The sequence below is a fragment of the Nocardiopsis sp. iso_40 genome, from assembly GCF_056173285.1.
On record NZ_CM149666.1, the window covers coordinates 2,538,340 to 2,557,321 of the forward strand.

Here is an 18,982-nt window from a genome sequence, read left to right on the forward strand (position 1 = left end):
ACGGTGCCCCCATCGGCCGGGGCGGGAGCCTCCGGGGCTCCCCGCCCCGGCCGCGGGCACCTTCCGGAGCGTGTTCGCGGCACTGCCGCGGGGCCCTTGCCGTGCCCGGCGTGCACGAGGAGGGGTGACACCGGTGAGCCGGGAGGTTCGGTCGGCGCACTCCAGCAACCATGGTCGCTCCAGGACGAGGAGAAGGGGGTCTGGCGGGCGTCCACCGACCCCGGGTTCGGATCTCCACGGCGTTCGTCCGGCGAAGAGGGGGCTGGCTGCCTTCGAGAGGTCGGAGTCAGGGGCGGGGACCGTGTGTCAGCACGGCACAGTACGGTTCCCGGGACTTCCATCCGATCAAAGAAGGGCGCACATGACCCGTCACACGCCTCCCTGCCCGGTAGAGGTGGAGGAATTCCTGCCTGAGCTGCGTGATTGGCGGAAGCAGGCGATACGGCTGCACCCCAGACCCGGTGACCCGGACTGTGGGCAAAGCTCGGTGGGCGGCCCGCTCCTGTGGCCGACCGAAGAGGTCTGGCCGACCTGTCCCGAAGAACACGACGCCGGTCCGGGGGTGCCTCCGGAAGGCGCGGTACCGCTTGTGCCGATCGTCCAACTGTTCCGCCGAGACGCAGCGGACGTTCCCTTTCCCACGGGGACGGACCTGCTACAGGTGCTGTGGTGCCCCTACGATCACGAACCGTTCTTCGGACCGTGTCCTCGTGTGCTCTGGCGCAGTTCCGATGAGGTCCGTGACCCTCTCGGCCAGTACCCGGTCCTTGATGATCCTCCCGAAGGTACGGTCCCCGTCCCGTGCCTGGTCCATCCGGAACCGGTGACGGAGTATCCGGGGTGGGGGGATATAGGGCGCGATCTGCACACCGCCCTGGGGGACCGGGCGATGCGGATGGGGGAGCGGACAGGATGGGATTATGAGCAGCACCTGTCGAAGGCTCCGGGAATCAAGGTGGGGGGATACCCCGACTGGGTCCAGGACGCCTGGACGGTGGTGTGCGACGGATGCGGGGTGGAGATGGAACCTTTGCTGACCGTCGCCAGTTGGGAGTACGACCCGGGTTCCTGGAGGCGCTGGCTCCCCCTGGAGGAACGGGCGGGCGTCGATACGGAGCGCGGCCCCTTCAGTTTCGAGGACGGCGGCAGCGCTCAGGGAGCTGCCGGTCTCATGCTCGGGGACGTGGGTAGCGTGTACGTCTTCGAGTGCCATGAGTGTCCCGGACGCCCTGTCAAGCACGGTTTCGACTGCTCCTGAAACAGTTGGGGGGAGAGGGCCTGGCCGTCCGTGCCGAGCGCGTCGGGGGCTCTGCGTGTGGCGGGAGCGCCTTTCGTACGGGGAACGCCCCCGGGGTCAGCCGCCCGGCCCCCGAACGGCGTGCGGGGCCGCGGCCACGTCGACGACGCGTTCGAGGCGGGCCAGGGTCTCGGCCCGGTGGGACGCGATCAGAACCGTGCCGTGGAATTCGGCGATGACGTCGGACACCAGCCGTTCGGTGGCCGGGTCGAGGCTGGCGGTGACCTCGTCCACCAGCAGGACACGCGGTCGGCGGGCGAGGGCGCGGGCCAGGCACAGGCGCGCCCTCTGCCCGCCGGACAGCCGCACTCCTGCCTCCCCTAGTTCGTCGTCGAGACCGATCCAGGAGGCGGCTTCGACGCGTTCGAGCACAAGGGTCAGGTCACCGTCGGACCGCGGCCCGCAGCCGCGCAGCAGGTTGTCGCGCACGGTGCCGTGGAAGAGCATCGCGTCCTGGTCGACTAGGGCGACGGCTTTCCGCAGAGCCGCCTCGTCCAGATCGGCGACGGGGACGCCCCCGCCGTCCGCGGTGACGAGCTCCACGGTGCCCGCCGAGGGATCCCAGAGGCGGGCCGCGAGGGCGATCACGGTGCTCTTGCCCGAGCCGGAGGGGCCGACCAGCCCGACGTGCTCGCCGGGGGCGAGTTCGGCGGACCAGGAACTGAGCGTGGGCTGTCGGCCCTCGTAGGAGAAGGACACGTCCCGGAACCGGAGGCCGAGCGGACCGGCGGGCAGCTGCCGTGGCGCCTGCGGGACGGCGACGACCGGGGGACGGTTGATCCCGGCGGCGACGCGTCCGGCTCCGGAGACGAGCGGATGGAGTCGGGTGAGGGTGTCGGTGGCGTCCACGATCGCGGCGATACCGACCAGGGCCAGGGCGACCAGCGCGGGCAGTTCTGCGGGGGTCAGCCGCGCCTGGGCGCCTTCCGAGACCACGCCCGCGGCGGTGGCGCTGGTGGCGATGACGCCGATGACCACGGCGGTGAGGATGAGTTCCCGCAGAGCGGTGACCAGCTGCGACAGCAGTTCGCGCCGTTGCGCGATCGCGGCGGCGCGTGCGGTGGCGGCACTGGTCTCGGCGATGATCCGGGGGGCGAGTCCGTAGGCGAGCACCTCGCGCAGGGCGCCCAGCGCGTCCACGATGCGCTCGGACAGGTCCGAGCGCTCCCGCTGTTCCCGCTCGCCCAGCTGCCGGGCGGCCCGAGCCCAGTACAGCGCGCTGCTCGCCACGACGGCGGCGCCGAGGAGCATGACGAGCGCGGCCTCGGGCAGCAGCAGGGACGCGGTGGCCAGGGAGGCTGCGAACAGGGTGAGCGAGGCGCCGAGCTGGGCGACCGTGTGCGCGTAGAAGAACTCGAGCTTCTCGATGTCGTCCATCGCGACGGCCGCCGCGCGTCCGGAGTGCTCACGGCGCCGACCGGGGACGCTGCGCGCGTAGGCGTCGAACAACGCCATCCGCAGCCGGGCCAGCACGCGGTAGGCCAGTGCATGGGAGACGTCCATCTCCCGCCAGGTCAGGAGCACCCGCAGCAGCACGAGCCCGAGGACCAGGGCCCACCAGAGGGCGCCTGGCGGCGTGCGCTCCACCACTGCGTGGCCGACCGCCCAGGCCGTGAGGACGGTCAGGCCGGCCAGGCCGAGCGCGCTCATGGTGCCCAGCAGGTAGATCCAGACCATCCCCCGCCACTCGGGGCGCAGGACGGGCAGGAGTTCACGGAAGGCCCGGAACGCGGAGAGGGTGTTCACGACGTGCTTCCCAGGTGTTCGGAGTCGAGGCTGAGCACGTCCGGGACCCCGGTGAGGGTCTCGGAGCGGTGGCTGATCATGAGGACGACGCGGTCGCGGGCAACACGGTGCAGGGTTCGGACCACGTCCGCGGAGCGGTCGGCGTCCAACGCGCTCGTCGGCTCGTCCACCAGCAGGACCGGGCGCCGGGCCAGCAGCGCGCGGGCCAGGGCGAGGCGTTGGCGCTGCCCGCCCGACAGGCTGGTGCCGGCTTCGGTGACCTCGGTGTCGAAGCCGCGCGGGAAGCGCTGGACCTCGTCGAGGATCCCCGCGGCGCGGCAGGCCCCGACGAGGTCCGCCTCCGCGGTGGCACCGGCCACCGCGAGGTTGTCGCGAACGGTTCCGGCGAAGAGCACCGGCCGCTGGGAGACCACGGCGATGTCACGGGCGCGGAGCGGCCGCCCGTCGAGGTCGATGCTTCCGGTGCGCGGGGTGAGGAAACCGAGGAGGAGGTCGAAGAGGGTGGACTTTCCGGCCCCGGAGGCTCCCACGAGCGCGGTGAGGGAGCCCCGCCGGGCCGTCAGGTCGAGGTCGTGGATGACGTCGCGGGGGGCGTCGGGGTAGCGGAAGCTCAGACCCCTCACCCGCAGCACGTCCGCGGGCCGTTCCTCGTCCGCCCGGCCGCCCCCGGGATCGCCCCCGGGATCGGCCGCGGGGTCGGGCGCGGTGTGGTCGGGGTCGGCGGTGCGCCGTTCGGCGAGGGCCCCGATCCGTTCGAGGCCGGGGACCGCGGTGAGGCCGAGGAACCCGGCGTGCCAGTGCCGCGAGAGGTCCCGGACGGGACGGAACGCCTCGGAGGAGAGCAGCAGGATCAGGTAGACCTCCAGGGCCGGGGCCTGCCCGGTGACCGCGTGGGTGACGGCGACCGCGGCGGCGGCGACCGCTCCCCCCTGGACGGCCGCGTCGGTGACGGAGGTCTCGCCCAGGGAGACGCGCATCACGCGTTCGGTGGCCCTGCGCAGCGCCTCCGAACGGTGGTGCAGCCGCTCGCGGGTGCCGGACACGTCGCCGAGCGTGCGCAGGGTGGCCATGCCGCGCAGGGACTCGAGCAGGTCGGCGCTGAGCGCCTCGTAGCTGTCCCAGTGGTCGAGTCCGCGCCGGGCCATCATCCGTTTCCACGCCATGGGCCCCACCAGCGCGAACAGGACCCCGGCGGCGACGCACAGCCCCGCCCACGGTGAGATCGCGAACAGGACGGCCACGACGATCGGGCAGGTGAGGAGCAGTTGCACGATCGCGGGAACGTACTTGGAGACGTAGGCGTCGATGCCGTCGACCCCGTCTCCCAGGCTGGCCCGCATCGAACCGTCCCGGGCCGCCGTGTCGTGCAGCCGTTCGGGCACCAGCGCGGCCTCCATCGCGCGGCGGCGCACCGCCTGCCTGACCCGGCCGCCCAGACGTGCGGCGGCCGACGCCTGGGCCAGGGAGAGCACCAGGCGCAGCAGTGCGATCCCGAGGATCAGCGACAGCGCGAGCAGCACGTCCTGGGCCTGGCCGCGCAGCACCGCCGACATCGACCAGGCGATCGCCACGGCCTGACCGACGTGGGCGAGGAAGACGAGGACCAGCAGGGCGACGCTCCGCGCCAGATCGGCGGGGAAGCGGGCCGCCTCCCGCCACAGCGGGGGAACGATCATCATGCGGCTGACTCCTTGTCGAGGTCGTGTTCGCCGGGGAGCATCGCCAGGGCGTGGAAGGTCCAGCGGTCGCGCGAAGCGACGAACCCCGACACCGGGCGGCAGCGCCACCGCCGGGACAGGGCCCCCGCGTAGCACAGCTCGGCCGCGGTCCGGTGGGCCCGCCACAGGGCCCGGGCGAACTCGGCGGCGGGCGTGTCCACCGCGACGGACCACGTCTTGAGCCGGCGGGCCCCGAGGACCCACGCCTGCCCGGAGGCCTCGGCGACGTCCGCCGCCCGCGGATCGCGGGTGCGCGGCGCGGCCTCGAACTCGCCGATCGCCGGGGAACGCCTCGCGGCCAGCGCGTCCCTGCGCTCGGGCAGTACCGACCAGGGGTCGGGCAGTTCGACCGCGGCCAGCGGGATCTCCGGCGCGAGTCCGCGCGCGAGCCACCGTCCGTGCTCGGCCGCGCGCGGGACGCCGAGCAGTTCGCGCAGCCACGGCCCGGGGCCGAGCTGTACCGCGGCGGGCGCCGGAGCGCACAGGAACTCCACCGCGGCCAGGGCGTAGGCGGTGTCCGCGATCCACAGCGGCCAGGCCCGGTGACGGTACCGGCCGAAGCTGCGACCGGGTTGCACGCTCAGGACCAGGTGGGTGTCGGCCGCCCCGGCGTCCGCGCCGGGGGCGTGCCAGCCCGCTTCCCGTTCACGGGCCCCGTCGCGTCGGTGGAGGGTGCCCTCCTCCAGGTCGAAGGCGTAGCGGCCCGCGTCAAGGGGGCCGTCCGCACCGACGACCAGGTGGGTGTGCACGGGGTAGGTCGCGCCCGCGGAGGGCACCGGACGCCTGCGCACACGGGTCACCGTCCCGTCGGCCAGACGGTGGTGTCCCGCGCCGCGCCACAGGCCGTCGAGCAGGGCGCGTTCGCGGGCCGGCACCGCCACCGGGTCGGCTCCGGCCCGTCGCCAGGGGTTGGCGCGCGGGCCGGGCGGGCGGGGCGGTCCCGGTACCTCGGGCGAGAAGGCGCGTGCGAGTGCGGGCGGCAGGCGCGAGGGGTCCGCCGCACCGCGCCCCGCGCCGTGTGCCGAGGGGGCCGGGGGAAAGGGGAGGGGCATGGGTGCGGCCTCACATGTGCGGGGGCGGGACGAGGGTGAGGCTCTCGGGGCTCCCGTCCCAGGAGGTGCGCCACCCCCGTTCGAGGGCCGCGTGCTCGAAACGGGGCATGCCCAGGTAGGCGAAGGCCGCCGGGGCGTTCGGGACGAGCCCCGTGACGAAGCTCCGCACCACCCGCAGCGAGGTGCGGCGGACATCGCTCGTCGTCAGGTCGCGGGTGAGGACGCGGTGTCCGCGCTCCGCCAGCCGCTGGTGGACCTCGTCCATCGACACGGCCGCGACCTCGGTGATCGGCCGGGTTCCCAGGGCGGGTGCCGTGAAGCGCCGGGCCTCGCCGTGTACCCGGGGGTCGAGCCAGACCTGGACGTGCGCGCCCAGGTCGACGACGTGCTCGCACTGGCCGCCGGCGGCGTCGAGGTAGCTGGCGTCGGCGCGGAAGTCGAGGTAGAGGCCGCGGGCCATCAGGCCCTGTTCGACGGCGCGGAAGACCCACCCGTCGGCGGTGGTGCAGCCCTGGGTGTAGACCCACGTGTGCACGGCTTCGAGGACGGCCTTGCGGGCGGCCCGCACCGGGTCGAGCGCGGCGGAGAACCCCGCGGCGTACAGGCCGCGTTCCCGGTCGTGCACGAGTGCGGCCACGGCGGGGGCGAACTCCGAGGGCATGAGCGCCAGGGACACGTCCAGGGAGCTGCCGCGCAGGTCGTCGGCGAGCCCGGGGACGCTGGCGGGGTCGATCCCGAAGGTGGGGCCGTCCAGGTGCCACCACAGTTCGAGGGCGTCGCGTTCGATGATCTCCAGGACCCCCCGGTCCCTGGCGTCGTCGGTCCCCTGCCCGGTGGCGATCCCGGCGTAGTTCAGGTGGTGCACGCGCGGCAGGTGGCGAAAGCGCGACTGCCGCCAGTTGAGGTGGACCAGCGAGGCGGGCATCCAGACCTCGGCGCCGCCGTGCTCCTCGCAGCGTGCCCAGAGGGTGGGGGTGTCCTCGGTGAGGGGCTGGTAGGGGAACCCGGTGCGGGAGTACTGCCACGGGGCGAACCGGGGCAGCTCGTCCAGGTCGATCGGGCGGCGGCCCGCGGCCAGCAGTTCCGCACGGGATCCGACGCGCAGTTCGTCGCGGGGGAGGTCGGCGGGGAGCCAGTTCCCGCAGTAGCGCTCGATCCCCTCGGCTATCGCGGCGATCCTGGCCTGCTCGACGTCGTCGAAGGACGTGCCCAACGAGACGCGGTCGGCCGGCCACTCGCCGAGCTGCCGGGCGTCGGCGACGGCCGCGGTCAGCCCCAGGTAGGAGGCGGGGGCGCCGGCGGGGTGCGCCACGGCGCGCACGGAGCGGATGATCCCGCATTCGGGGTCGACCAGCGCGTCCACCGGCAGGGGGCGGCCGTTTCCGGCCGCGGCGGTTCCGGTCGCGGCGGTTCCGGCGGCCCCCGGTTGGGGCCGCCCGGTTGTGGTGGGGGTCAAGGTGAGGTCCTTTCGTGGCGCCAGGCCTCTGACGCGGAATCGAGGGTCGACCGGGTGTGGGACGCGGACGTGAGGATCCCGGTCCACTCCGCCGGGGAACCGGGCAGCCCCTGGGCCGCCAGCCACGGGTTGATGACGTGGCTCAGTCCGCCCGCGGCCGAGATGCGGGCCCGCAGGGCCCTGTCGGTGACGCCGCCGGCCAACCGGTGCCCCCAGGGGCCGCTGGCGAAGTGGCTCGGGGCGCCCCACCCGCGCGCGAGCCGCCGGGCGTCCTCGTGGAAGAAGTCGTCGTCGCCGCTGACCACCAGCAGCGGCACGTCGATACGGCCGTAGCGTGCCGCCGTGTCCACCCGGTCCGCGCTCCACAGCCGCCGCCAGCCGGTCAGCGCAGACGGAGACCAGCCCCAGTCCCCGGCGGCCTCGACCACGCCCCGGCTCCGCGCCTGCGCGGCGCGCCGGTCGAGCTCGGCCGCGGACAGCGGGGGCCGGGAGCGCCGGTGGCGTCCGTGCTCGTGCCACCATCCGATCCGGTGCAGGATCTGCGGTGAGCCTTTGGGGTCCCACGCGGTCTCGGCCAGCCCGAGGGCGGGGACGAGGGCGATGATCGCCGCGACCGGGCACACGCCGTCGCGGGTCGCGGCCCGAGCCGCCTCGAGTGCGGTGTGGGCGGCGTACGAGGCGCCGAAGAGGACCAGCGGCAGCCCCTCGAACTCGTCGGGCAGGTGGGCGAGCGTGTCGCCGCCGTCGTCCTCCTCGTGCGCGTAGGGGGACCAGGACCCCGCCGAGCCGTACCGTCCGCGCACGTCCTGGACGAGGCAGTGGTAGCCGCGGGCGTTCCATGAGCGTGCCGTCGACACGTGCCGTCCGGCGTCGTAGGGGGTACGGATCACCACGACGCCCTCGGGGTTCGCGCATTCCCACAGCCGCCCGCGCAGGACCGTGCCGTCGCGGCCCCGGCAGAGGTGTTCGCGTCCGGGATCCACCGTCATGTCGGCTGCCGAGCCCCTCGGTCGACGGAGGACGGCGGGTCATAGGCCAGGACCGGGTGTTCGCTGATGGTGCCGGTGGCGGCGACCAGCTTCCACAGCGTGCCGCGGTAGCCCCCCAACGCGTCCGACCCCTGTGCCCAGGCGAGGGCCAGGGTGAGCAGTCGGCCCGTCACCAGCACCCGTGCGGCGGCCGAGGGGGGTGCGGCGGCCACGGCCGCGCGTCGCCAGGTGTCGAGTTCACGGGGGACGAAGCTCGCCGCCAGGCGCCGCCGGTACACCTGTTCGGCTCCGGGGTCGTCCCCGTCGAGGCAGATCGGATCGACGAAGCAGTTCTCGCCCTCACGGTAGGCGCGCAGCCAGGCGACGCCCCGGCCCGGCAGCGCGTCGAGCCGGTCCCACCCGTTGCGTTCGGCGGGGGAGTCCGCGTACGCGACCACCAGTCCCCACGGCCAGGCGTCCTCCCCACGGGGGTCGGCCGTGCCGCTGCCCCGGTTTTCGTCGCCGGTCGTCCCGTCCACCGAGGCGAGCAGGGCCTCGCCGTCGGTGTGGCGGGTGACGGCCGCGCCCCAGCCGGTCAGGGCCTCAGCCACCGCGTCGAGGGGCTGGCCCCCGCCGACCAGGGCGACCCGGCGCTGCGGGGACGGCCAACGGCGCTGTGCGTCCTCCTCCTCGAGCGCGGACATCTTCACCCGGAGCGTCTCGGCGTACGCGGAGGCCTCCCCGCCGCCGCCCGAAGCGCCGCCCAGGGCGTCCAGGAGGCCGGGCGGCGGGGACACGAGACGGAGGAAGCGCCCCGAGGAGGTGCGTACGACGCCGGCACCCCCGCTGTCGACGATGACGTGCGCGCCGGTCCCCGGCACGCGGGCGATGGATGGTTCTGGGGGCATGGCCGACCTCTCGAACGGCCCGGTCGGGCAGCGCGGGGCTGCCCGACCGGGGTGCTCACTGACTACGTCGCGGGGCGGGTGCTAGTCGAAGGGGTTCTCGACGAGCGCGTTGGAGTGCGAGGCCGACAGGTGGGCGAGCTGCTCGGACTCCTCGATCTCGGTGACGACGTCGAAGGGGTTCTCGACGAGCGCGTTGGAGTGCGAGGCCGACAGGTGCGCGAGCTGCTCGGACTCCTCGATCTCGGTGACGATCTGGTTGTCCATGGGTCGTTCCCTTCTCGGGTCATGACGCATCGGTCATAAGGGCCGATACGTGTTCGTGGGGGACGAACGACGGTCACTCTAGTTGATAATGATTACCGTTTCCAATAGCTTTGGTCCATGAACTTCCAGAAGCTCCTCGTGGCCGACTACCGCGGGGGTCGCATGTACGCCGTCGCGGACGGCACGGTGAGACCGCTCGGCGACGCCGTCCTCGCCGAGCACGCCGGGTTCCTGACGCTGCCCCGCAGGGAGGGGGAGGGGGCCGCCGCATGGGCCTATGTCGACGACCGCTCCGGCGAACTCGTGGTCTCGGGGGACCGCGGGGAACAGCGCTTCCCCGCGGCCATCCCCGGCGAGCACCTCGCCTGCGACGCCTCTGGCCGCTACGTGGCGGTGACGACCGGCCTGGGCGCCAACGCGGAGGCGTGGAGCGACGTCGTCACCCTCGTCGACCGCGAACGGAGCGGGTCGGTACGGTTCCGCTCCCGGACCGGTGAGCCCGGGGTGATGATCGTCCCCGACCAGGCCGGCGGCGAACCGGTGGTCGTGCTGCGCCACCGGGAGCCCGGGGCCCTGGAGGCGTTCCCCCTCGCCCGGTGCCTCAACACCGCCCCGCACGTGCCCCGGATGACCGGTGAGGTCGTCCACGGGATCGCCGACGACGGACACGGCGACGTCGTCGACCAGCGCACCGGCATCGCGGCGACCGCGACCAGCGAAGGACTGGAGCGTTTCGTCGTCGAGGGCGGGGTTCCCCGCATGCTCGGCACCGTCGCCTGGCCCGTGCCCGGCCGCGCCTACTACCTGCGCCTGGACCCGGCCGCCGGCCGCGCGGTGGGCGTGGTCCGAGGCGGGCCCGCGTCCCCGGCGGCATGGACCGAATGGAGGAACCACCTGGTCGACATCGACCTGTCCACCGGCCGGACGCGCTGCCTGGAGCTGCCCCGGGGACTGGCCTTCCGCTTCGCGCTCGGCGGTACCCGGGCCGCCGTCGCCACGATCCACCCCGACGGAGACGAGCTCACCCTCACCGAGCGGGCCGAGCCGCTGATGCGCGTCGCGCACAGGACCCCGCTCCCTCCGATGTCGCGCCCGCCCGCCCCCGGACACCTGCCCTGGGACCCCGTCGGCGACTCACCCGCACAGCGGCGCTCCGTGGCCCTCGACCCAGCCGGGACGACGGTCGCGGTGACCCGGGGTGGCGACGGCCAACTGCACCTGTTCCACGACGGCGTACTCGACACCGTCACCGTGCCCGGTCCGCTCGACGAGGGCGGGCACCTGTACTGGCACGGCGGCGACACCGACACCATCGGCCGATAGCGATGCACGACTCCCCTCCCCCCGTCGTCCCCGCCCTCGACACCGCACTCACGAAGTGGGAACGGCACGGCCGCCCGGGCCTGCCGGAGAACGGCTTCGTACTCAGCCGACCGCCCGGACGCCGACGCCAGGGCATCTACCGGGCGGACACCGGCGCACCGGTGATCGAGCCCGAGGGCCACATCCTGCGCATGGCTCCCTCCCCGGACGGGCGCAGCATCTGCGTCCAACTGGCCGAGCACGCGGACGAGGACGCCGCACTGGGGCTGGTCGACACCGCCAGCGGAGCCCTGCGGCTGTACCCGCGAATTCGCTGCCGCTACGATCCCATGCTCTGGGACGCCGACTCCTCCGGTGTCGAACTGGTCGCCGGCCGCTCCCACGGCCTCGTCCGCCTCGACGTCGGCACCGGGCGGCCGACGGTCTCGGACGTGCCGCCGGACACCCGGCTCAGACTCTTTCCCGGAGGCCGGCGCGGACTGCTCGCCGAGAGCCGCCCCGGCAGCCCCAGCCGCCTCCTCGACCGGGCCACCGGTACCGAGCTCGCCGCGTTCGCCGCCATCGTCCGGGCCCTGCCCGCGGGGGACGACATCGTCGTCGACGACGGCGCCCGCCTGCACGGACTCGACCCGGACAGCGGCGCCCGGAGATGGTGCTGGGACGACCCGGACCTGCGGATCACCTCGTTCGCCGCCCGCGGCCAGGACATCGTCGCCGTCGGCGTGCGGGCCGGCCGCAGTGTCCTCGTGCGGCTCGTCCGGGGCTCGGTCGCGGCCGAACGAGAGGTCGCCCACCGGGGCGCTCCGGCCGTCGCGACCGGGGTGAGCGCTGACGCCGACCGGTTCCACGTCCTCGTCGAAGGCCCGGTCCTGCCCCCACGGGTGGTACCCGCCGAGGAGCTGCTGTCCGACCGTCCGGCAGCGGCCGGCCCGGAAACCCCTGCACGCACCGAACGGCACGTCTTCACCGCCGGGGACGGAGCGCGCGTTCCCGTCGTGGTCACCTCACCGGTCGGCGCCGAGGGGCCCGCACCGCTGATCCTCACCTGCTACGGCGGTTTCGGTGTGCCGAGTCTGCCGGTGTTCGAACCGACCGTGCCGGCGTGGGTCGAGCACGGCGGACGGTACGCCATCGCCCAGGTCCGGGGCGGCGGCGAGCACGGCCCGGCCTGGCGGCAGGCCGGGCGCGGCCCCGCCAAGGGACGCGGCATCGAGGACCTCGCCGCCGTCGCACGCGGCCTGGTCGAGGCCGGGCTCACCCGACCCGACCTGCTCGTCCTGGCCGGCGCCTCGCACGGCGGGGTCCTGGCCACCAGCTGCGCTCTCGGATCGCCGGGCCTGTGTGCCGGGGTCGTCAGCACCGCGGCGCCGCTCGACCTGCTCAACCTCGGCGCCCACCCGCTCGGACGGCGTTGGGCCGCCGAGTTCGGAGCCTCGGACACCCCCGAGGGGACCGAACACCTGCGCCGGATCTCACCCCTGCACCGGGCCAGGGAGCTCAGCCCCGGCACCGCGCCTCCCCGCTTCCTCGGCATCGTGCTGGCGGAGGACTCCCGGGTCGCCGCCGACGACACCCTGGCGGTCGCCGAGGCGCTACGCCGCGTCGGAGGCAGCGCCCACGTGTGGCGCGCACCGGGAACCGGCCACGGCGGCAACCACCTCGACATCCTGCACCGCCTCGGAACGACCGTTCTCGGCTTCGCGGCCACGACCACCAAAACCGTGCGGACCCATCCATCCACCAGCTAAGAGAGCCTCCGCGACAGATGGCACAAGCAACCAACGGGAGACGAGCGCCGGCCCCCTTCCGGCGCCTCCTGACCAACGCGCGCCCCACAGGAGCGCCCCCCGACGGCGTACCGCCCCCGACCCCTCCCGCTGGCAACCCCCGGCGGCGCGGCGTGCTCGCCGCCCGGATCCTCGTCCCGGCCCTGGCCCTCACGCTGCTGGCGGTGGTGGTGCTGTCCAGCAGCGTCGGCACGATCGACGTGTCCCCGGCGGACGCCCTGCGCATCATCGTGGGCCATCTCGTGCCCGGGATGCCGTGGATGTCGGACGGGTCACTGACGACGGTGCAGGACAACGCCGTCTGGCAGTTCCGGCTGCCCCGCGCACTCCTGGCAGCGACCGCCGGAGCCGCGCTCGCCCTGGCCGGTGCGCTGATGCAGGCCGTGGTGCACAACTCCCTCGCCGAGCCCTACATCCTCGGCGTCTCCGCCGGCGCCGGCGTCGGAGCGGTCTCGTTCATCGTCCTGGGCGTCGGGACCAGCGCTCTGGGCGTGGGGGGCGCGGCCTTCCTCGGCGCGCTCGCGGCCACCGCGGCCGTCTACACCCTGGCCCACAAGAACGGGCGCATCGCACCCCAGCGCCTCATCCTCGCCGGCGTCGCCCTGGGCTCCCTGTTCAGCGCCGTGACCAGCTACCTGACCATCACCACCCACGCGCAGAACGTCTTCAGCATCATGTTCTTCCTCCTGGGTTCGGTCTCCGCAGCCACGATGAGCCACCTCGCCCTGCCCTCGGCGGCGCTGCTCATCGTGGGCGTCTACGCCGCGTTCCACGCCCGGGCGCTCAACGCGCTCCTCGTCGGAGACGACGCCGCCGCGTCCCTGGGCGTCAACGTCAACCGGCTGCGCAGCGGCGCCCTCGTCGCCGCCGCCCTGCTGACCGGATCGGTCGTCGCGGTCTCCGGAGGCATCGGCTTCGTCGGGCTGATCATCCCGCACATCGCACGCATCATCGTCGGCTCCGACCACCGCAGGATGCTCCCCGTCGCCCTGCTCGGCGGAGCGGTCTTCCTCGCCACCTGCGACTTCCTGGCCCGCACCCTGGCAGACCCCTCGGAGATCCCGCTGGGTGTGCTCACCGCGATGGTCGGAGCGCCGTTCTTCCTGTGGCTGCTGCGGCGCGACCGCGCCGACAGCGTGGGGGTGGGCCGATGAGAGTCGACGTCGAGAACCTCCAAGCCCACCGCGGCGGGCGGCCCGTCGTCACCGACGTGAGCGTCTCGGTGCCCTCGGGCACCGTGCTCGGCCTGCTCGGGCCCAACGGGAGCGGCAAGTCCACCCTGCTGCGCGCCGTGTCCGGGCTCGCGGCCCCCTCAGCCGGCCGTGTGCGCTTCGACGGCACCGACATCACCGCGCTGAGCCGCAGGGAGCTGGCCCGGCACGTGGCGGTGATGGCCCAGGAGCACAGCGAGGAGTTCGAGGTCCCCGTCCTCGACCTCGTCCTGCTCGGACGCATCCCGCACGGACGCGGGTACGGGCGCGACTCCGACCGCGACGTCTCCCTCGCCCGGCAGGCCCTGACCCGCGTCGGCGCCGCGCACCTGGAGAACCGCTCGTTCTCGGCCCTCTCGGGTGGTGAGCGCCAACGCGTGCTCTTCGCCCGCGCGCTCACCCAGGACACCCCCGTGCTCGTCCTCGACGAGCCCACGAACCACCTCGACATCGCCCACCAGCTCGAACTCCTCGACCGGGTCCGGGCCACCGACCGCACCGTGCTGGTCGCCCTGCACGACCTGAACCTGGCCGCGCGCTCCTGCGACGCCATCGGTGTCCTGGCCGAGGGGCGCCTGGTCTCCCTCGGCACCCCGGACGAGGTACTCCACACCGACCTGGTCCGCTCGGTCTTCGGCGTCGAGTCGACAGCCGTCGCCCATCCGCGTTCCGGACGGCGACACCTGCTCTTCGACGCCCGCAGCGCGCCGGAGCCGAACGACCCGACCCCAGCGAACCCACCCGCCCCGACCGAGGAAGAAGCAACCACCCCATGACACGCAACACCACCCGGGCCGCGTCCCGGCGCCGTTCCCGTACCCGCGGCCTCCCGACCGGCTGGGCCGCACTCCTCGCAGCGCCGCTGGTACTGACCGCCTGCGGTACCGGTGTCACCAGCGACCAGGCGGCCTCCGATGCCTCCGACGCCTCCGGGGACACCGTGACGGTCACCAACTGCGGACGGGAGCTGTCCTTCGACACCGCTCCCGGCAGCGTCGTCGGGCTGATGCCATCGCAGACCGAACTGCTGCTCCGCCTCGGTGTGCGGGACTCCCTGGTCGGCCAGGCCCAGACCGAGGTCTCGGCGCTGCCGGAGGACGTCGCCGGGCAGGCCGACGGCGTCCCGGTGCTCAGCACGGACGCCCCGCCGGCTCGTGAGGACCTCCTGGCCGTCGCCCCCGACCTGGTGGCCGCTCCCACGGAGTACGAGTTCACCGCGGAACAGGGCTTCGCCAGCATCGAGCAGCTGGACGAGAACGGCGCCCAGGCCTACGTCGCGACCGGTGGCTGCGCCGACCGCCGCAACACCGCGCAGGTCACCGACGTGCTGACGGACGTCACCGACCTCGGCGCCATCCTGCGCGTGCCCGAGGAGGCCGAAAGGCTCGTCCAGGACACCGAGGAACGACTGGCTGCCGTGGAGGAAGCGATCAGCGGCTCCGAGCAGCCCGGCGTCGCGCAGGTCTACGTAGAGGGCAACTCGCTGTCGGCCATCGGCGCCGGTATCGAGGCGGACATCATCAGGACCGCCGGCGGCGCCAACGTCTTCGACCCCGACAGTCCCGAGTTCGCCGACTTCTTCGCCGCGCAGATCAACCCCGAGGAGATCGTCAGCCGCAGCCCCGAAGCCATCGTGTTCGGTGTGAGCGGGCCGGAGCACGAGGAGCAGACGCGCGAGTACCTCCGCGACACCTTCCCCGAGGTCCCGGCGGTGGAGAACGACCTCCTCGTCGCCATCCCCGCGAGCGACCTGTACCCCGGCGCCCTGGGGAACGTCGACGCCGTGGAGACGATCGCCCGGGAGCTCTACCCGGACGCGTTCTAGCCTGGTGTTCGCCCCGCCTGCCCGGCCCCGGGGCTGCCTGTGCCGCCCGTGGTGCCCTTCCCCGGGTGCGCGTGTCCTCGGGCGCCCGGGGCGGGGAGCCGGACGCTGGTTCCGGCTCCCCGCCGGATGTCCCGGACCGGGCGCGCGGGGCGGCGTACCGCCCCTGGTCGAGTGGGGCGGCGCGGCCGGGTCAGGCCTTCGCCCCGGTACCCCCGGCGGCCTCGGCACCCTCGGCTCGGTCGGTGTCCGCCGCGTCCTCCCGCTGCCCGGCGGGGCCCTCCGCGGAACCCGCGGCCGCCACGGGCCGCCTCCGCACGCCGCCCAGGACGTTGAGGAACACGTTGAGCAGCAGCGCGGAGACGGTGGCGGTGACGATGCCCGAGTGCAGGATCACCGTGGCCCAGTCCGGGAAGGAGGAGAAGAAGTCCGGGGCGGTGATCGACAGGACGCCGAACCCGAGCGAGACCGCCACGATCACCAGGTTCTGGTTGCCCTCGTAGTCCACCCCGCCCAGCGTCTGGATCCCGGCCGCCGCGACCGAACCGAACAGCACCAGCCCGGCGCCGCCCAGGACGGGGGAGGGGATCATCGCCACGACCCTGCCCAGGATCGGGAAGAGGCCCAGAACCACGAGGAAGACCGCGCCCGCGGCCACGACGTAGCGGCTCTTCACCCTGTTCAGCGCGATGAGGCCGATGTTCTGGCTGAAGGTGCTGCCGGGGAAGGAGTTCAGCAGCGGGCCGACGACCGCGGTGGCGGCGTCGGCGCGCAGGCCGTCGGCCAGGCGGCGCCCGTCGATCCTGCTGCCCACGACCGCGCCCACGGCGAGGATGTCCGCCATGCCCTCGGACAGGATCACGAGCATCATGACGCACATGGTGACGATCGCGGCGACCTGGAACTCCGGCGGGCCGAAGTACAGGGGCGCGGGCAGGGAGAAGGTCGGCCCCTCGCCCACCGCGCCGAGGTCGAGCTCGCCCAGTGCGGCGGCGAGCAGGGTGCCCAGCACCAGGCCGAGGAGGATCGAGGCCCTTGCCCACGCCCCGCGCAGGACCTTGGACAGCACCAGGATGACGGCCAGGGTCGCCCCGCCCAGCAGCAGGCCCGTGCCGGTGGGGGCTCCGGTCCCGCTGTCCTCGGTGATCCAGCCGACCGCGACCGGGATGAGGGACAGGCCCAGGACGGTGATGACGCTTCCGGTGACCACCGGCGGGAAGAAGCGGATCAGGGCGGCCATGACCGGTGCGACGAGGATGCCGAACAGCCCGGCGGCGATGGAGGCGCCGAAGACGGCGGGCAGCCCGCTGGACTGCCCGATCGAGGTCATCGCGGTGACCGGGATGAACGAGGCGCCGACGACCAGCGGCATCCGCATGCCGAACCGCCACACACCGAGCGTCTGGATGAGCGTCATCAAGCCGCTGACCAGCAGCGCGGCGCTGATGACGAGCCCGGTCTCCACCGGGTCCAGACCCACCGCGGCAGCCATGATGAGCGGCGGGGCGACGACCCCGGCGTACAGCGCGAGGATGTGCTGGATGCCGTAGGCGACCATGAGCCGCAGGGGAGGACGCTCGTCCTCGGGGCGTTCGTCGGGGTTCCGGCCCTCCGGTGCGGGGGCCGGGCCGCCCGTGGGGGACTTCGTCATGGTGGGCCTTCCGGGACGGGTCGGTGCGGGGCCTGCGCGAGCGGGTCACCGTTCTCGCGGGACGCGGGGCCGCGGTCTCTCACACGGACAAATCATCGGATGATCCGAACTGACACGCAAATTCGGGATGAACACTTGGATGAACGCACCAATGCGATCCGGAGTCACCACGTTGCCTTCCGTGATCGTGTGTGGGTGTGCGCGTGCCCGGGACCTTTCCCGGCCGTGCCCCGGACCGCTGCCACCGGAGGCATTCCGGGCCCCGGCAGGGTCCACCAGCAAGGCGGAGGGCCCGGCCGCGGAGTGTTCCGCGACCGGGCCCGTACGTGACCAAGAACGCCCCCGGGCGCCCGCCGCCGCACCGCGCGGGACAGGCGCCCGGACCTCACCCCCGCAGCTCACCGCGCAGCACCCGCGCGGCCAGGTCCGGCAGGTCGGGATCGTGACCGGGTCGAACGCGGCGGGAGCCCACCAGTGCACCTGGGCCGTGCCCTCGGTGTGACGCGGGTCGAAGAAGCGGTTGCCCGGCCAGAACGAGTAGCAGGGCCACGGTGTCCGGGCGGTTGGGGGATGCCGCATGGGGTGCTTTCTTGCTTTTATGTGCTTTTGTCGGTTTGCCAACCCTCATGCTGTGCTTGGGTAGGTGTGCTTCTGGCGTGGGCGTGGGTTTCGGTGGCCGAGGGTGGCCACCCGCTTTTTCGTCGGCAGAGCGCCGCAGGACGGGGACGTGCCCCGTTGTTCTGCTAGGAATGAACTGACTCCATCCCGCGCTCGTGGAGTCCCTTCTGCCGTCCTCGGGGCCTCGGCCCCGGGACCCCCGTCCCCCGAACTAGAAGGTTCTTCGGTATGACCTGTTCCAGGTTGACCCTCGGCGCTCTGGCCCTGGCACTCCTCGTCCCCCTCACCTCCTGCGGCCTCCTCCGGGACGCAGAGGAGGCCGCGCAGACACAGGTGGAGCCCGTGGAGGAGTCCCAGGGCACGGAGACCGTAGAGGCCACGGCACCAGCAGCGGAATCATCTCCCGAACCGGGAAGCGCCGAGGACGCCCTGCCCTACGTCGAGGCACTGGGCCGTATGAGCGATCCCGAGCTGGTCGAGGAGGGCCTGGAGTTCGCCCACCCGGACTGGCCCGCCCACGGTTACCTGCAACACCAGGCGAACAGTGTCCGGGCCAACATCATCAGCGGTTATCAGTCCCAGGACGACTCGGTCGAGCTGAGCGGCGAGAACATCCAGCTCTGCCAGGAGAACGGCTGCGTCACCTTCGGCGACTTCGTATTCGTTGAAGGGCTGCTCGCCGACTTCCAGGTGAACGGCAACCCCGTCGGTGAGAGGTTCGGCTCCGGTGGCGGCAGTGACTCCGGTGAAGGGATCACCGGAACGGTCGTCAGTAGCTACTACACCACCCAGGCCGACGCCCTGGTCGTGTTCGCCGACGTGGAGACCGAAACGGCCGAGGTCAGTGTCCTCGATGCCACGCACGAGGCCCCCGACGGAGAGCTCGGATTCCTGGACCCCTTCTACGGATTCACCGGGCAGGACTACTTCACACCCGCCTCCCCGGGCCAGGTCATGCTCCAGTTCGAAGACTCGCCCGGAGGCGGCACCGTCAACCTGGTCCTGCAGTGTGCCGAGGGATGCGACGGCGAGGTCCACCTCTCCCTGCCGCTGGAGTGAGCCCGAACCACCCACCGTGCCGCACGGCGCCCGGGCCGCACGTCCCGGGCGCCGCTCTCCCGCCGGGCCCGGCCGACCCGCCCCCGTCCCGCACCGGGCCGT

The 18,982-nt window shown here is 73.3% G+C and carries 15 protein-coding genes; 7 read left to right on the forward strand and 8 right to left on the reverse strand.

Going from position 1 to position 18,982, the window contains the following annotated elements; all coding sequences use genetic code 11:
• Positions 1-955 precede the first annotated feature (955 nt).
• Positions 956-1,258: a hypothetical protein gene (locus AC0VYD_RS11120; RefSeq protein ID WP_475479787.1), complete on the forward strand. Its 303-nt coding sequence runs from the start codon at positions 956-958 to the stop codon at positions 1,256-1,258.
• Positions 1,259-1,354: 96 nt separating this feature from the next.
• Here the strand turns inward: AC0VYD_RS11120 and AC0VYD_RS11125 are convergent, their stop codons facing one another.
• The 7 genes from AC0VYD_RS11125 to amiA form a co-directional block, all read right to left on the reverse strand.
• Positions 1,355-3,043, reverse strand: coding sequence for an ABC transporter ATP-binding protein (locus tag AC0VYD_RS11125; protein WP_475479788.1), 1,689 nt, complete (start codon positions 3,041-3,043; stop codon positions 1,355-1,357).
• A complete protein-coding gene (locus AC0VYD_RS11130) occupies positions 3,040-4,722 on the reverse strand; it encodes an ATP-binding cassette domain-containing protein (protein WP_475479789.1) in 1,683 nt (560 codons plus the stop codon). The genes AC0VYD_RS11125 and AC0VYD_RS11130 overlap by 4 nt, the downstream gene beginning before the upstream one ends.
• Positions 4,719-5,813 carry a nitroreductase family protein gene (locus AC0VYD_RS11135; protein WP_475479790.1) on the reverse strand — a complete coding sequence of 365 codons (1,095 nt, stop codon included), beginning with the start codon at positions 5,811-5,813 and terminating at the stop codon, positions 4,719-4,721. The genes AC0VYD_RS11130 and AC0VYD_RS11135 overlap by 4 nt, the downstream gene beginning before the upstream one ends.
• Before the next feature lie 10 nt (positions 5,814-5,823).
• Positions 5,824-7,269 (reverse strand): YcaO-like family protein, encoded by a 1,446-nt coding sequence (locus AC0VYD_RS11140; RefSeq protein WP_475479791.1) that lies wholly within the window; start codon positions 7,267-7,269, stop codon positions 5,824-5,826.
• Positions 7,266-8,258 carry a CocE/NonD family hydrolase gene (locus AC0VYD_RS11145; protein ID WP_475479792.1) on the reverse strand — a complete coding sequence of 331 codons (993 nt, stop codon included), beginning with the start codon at positions 8,256-8,258 and terminating at the stop codon, positions 7,266-7,268. The genes AC0VYD_RS11140 and AC0VYD_RS11145 overlap by 4 nt, the downstream gene beginning before the upstream one ends.
• Positions 8,255-9,145 carry a hypothetical protein gene (locus AC0VYD_RS11150; protein WP_475479793.1) on the reverse strand — a complete coding sequence of 297 codons (891 nt, stop codon included), beginning with the start codon at positions 9,143-9,145 and terminating at the stop codon, positions 8,255-8,257. The genes AC0VYD_RS11145 and AC0VYD_RS11150 overlap by 4 nt, the downstream gene beginning before the upstream one ends.
• Before the next feature lie 81 nt (positions 9,146-9,226).
• Positions 9,227-9,409 (reverse strand): streptamidine family RiPP, encoded by a 183-nt coding sequence (gene amiA / locus AC0VYD_RS11155; RefSeq protein ID WP_191270947.1) that lies wholly within the window; start codon positions 9,407-9,409, stop codon positions 9,227-9,229.
• A 117-nt stretch (positions 9,410-9,526) separates the two neighbouring features.
• Here amiA and AC0VYD_RS11160 point away from each other — a divergent pair, with 117 nt between their 5' ends.
• From AC0VYD_RS11160 to AC0VYD_RS11180, 5 genes are all read left to right on the forward strand, one after another.
• Positions 9,527-10,732, forward strand: coding sequence for a hypothetical protein (locus AC0VYD_RS11160; protein ID WP_475479794.1), 1,206 nt, complete (start codon positions 9,527-9,529; stop codon positions 10,730-10,732).
• A gap of 2 nt (positions 10,733-10,734) precedes the next feature.
• Positions 10,735-12,480 (forward strand): prolyl oligopeptidase family serine peptidase, encoded by a 1,746-nt coding sequence (locus tag AC0VYD_RS11165; protein WP_475479795.1) that lies wholly within the window; start codon positions 10,735-10,737, stop codon positions 12,478-12,480.
• A gap of 167 nt (positions 12,481-12,647) precedes the next feature.
• Positions 12,648-13,673, forward strand: coding sequence for a FecCD family ABC transporter permease (locus AC0VYD_RS11170; protein ID WP_475480243.1), 1,026 nt, complete (start codon positions 12,648-12,650; stop codon positions 13,671-13,673).
• A complete protein-coding gene (locus tag AC0VYD_RS11175) occupies positions 13,670-14,506 on the forward strand; it encodes an ABC transporter ATP-binding protein (RefSeq protein ID WP_475479796.1) in 837 nt (278 codons plus the stop codon). Before AC0VYD_RS11170 ends, AC0VYD_RS11175 begins: the two co-directional genes overlap by 4 nt.
• Positions 14,503-15,555, forward strand: coding sequence for an ABC transporter substrate-binding protein (locus AC0VYD_RS11180; RefSeq protein WP_475479797.1), 1,053 nt, complete (start codon positions 14,503-14,505; stop codon positions 15,553-15,555). The genes AC0VYD_RS11175 and AC0VYD_RS11180 overlap by 4 nt, the downstream gene beginning before the upstream one ends.
• A 190-nt stretch (positions 15,556-15,745) precedes the next feature.
• Here AC0VYD_RS11180 and AC0VYD_RS11185 read toward each other — a convergent pair whose 3' ends face one another.
• Positions 15,746-17,203 carry a nucleobase:cation symporter-2 family protein gene (locus AC0VYD_RS11185; RefSeq protein ID WP_475479798.1) on the reverse strand — a complete coding sequence of 486 codons (1,458 nt, stop codon included), beginning with the start codon at positions 17,201-17,203 and terminating at the stop codon, positions 15,746-15,748.
• 846 nt (positions 17,204-18,049) lie between these two features.
• Here AC0VYD_RS11185 and AC0VYD_RS11190 point away from each other — a divergent pair.
• On the forward strand, positions 18,050-18,880 hold the full coding sequence (locus AC0VYD_RS11190; RefSeq protein WP_475479799.1) for a hypothetical protein: 831 nt from the start codon (positions 18,050-18,052) through the stop codon (positions 18,878-18,880).
• Positions 18,881-18,982 lie beyond the last annotated feature (102 nt).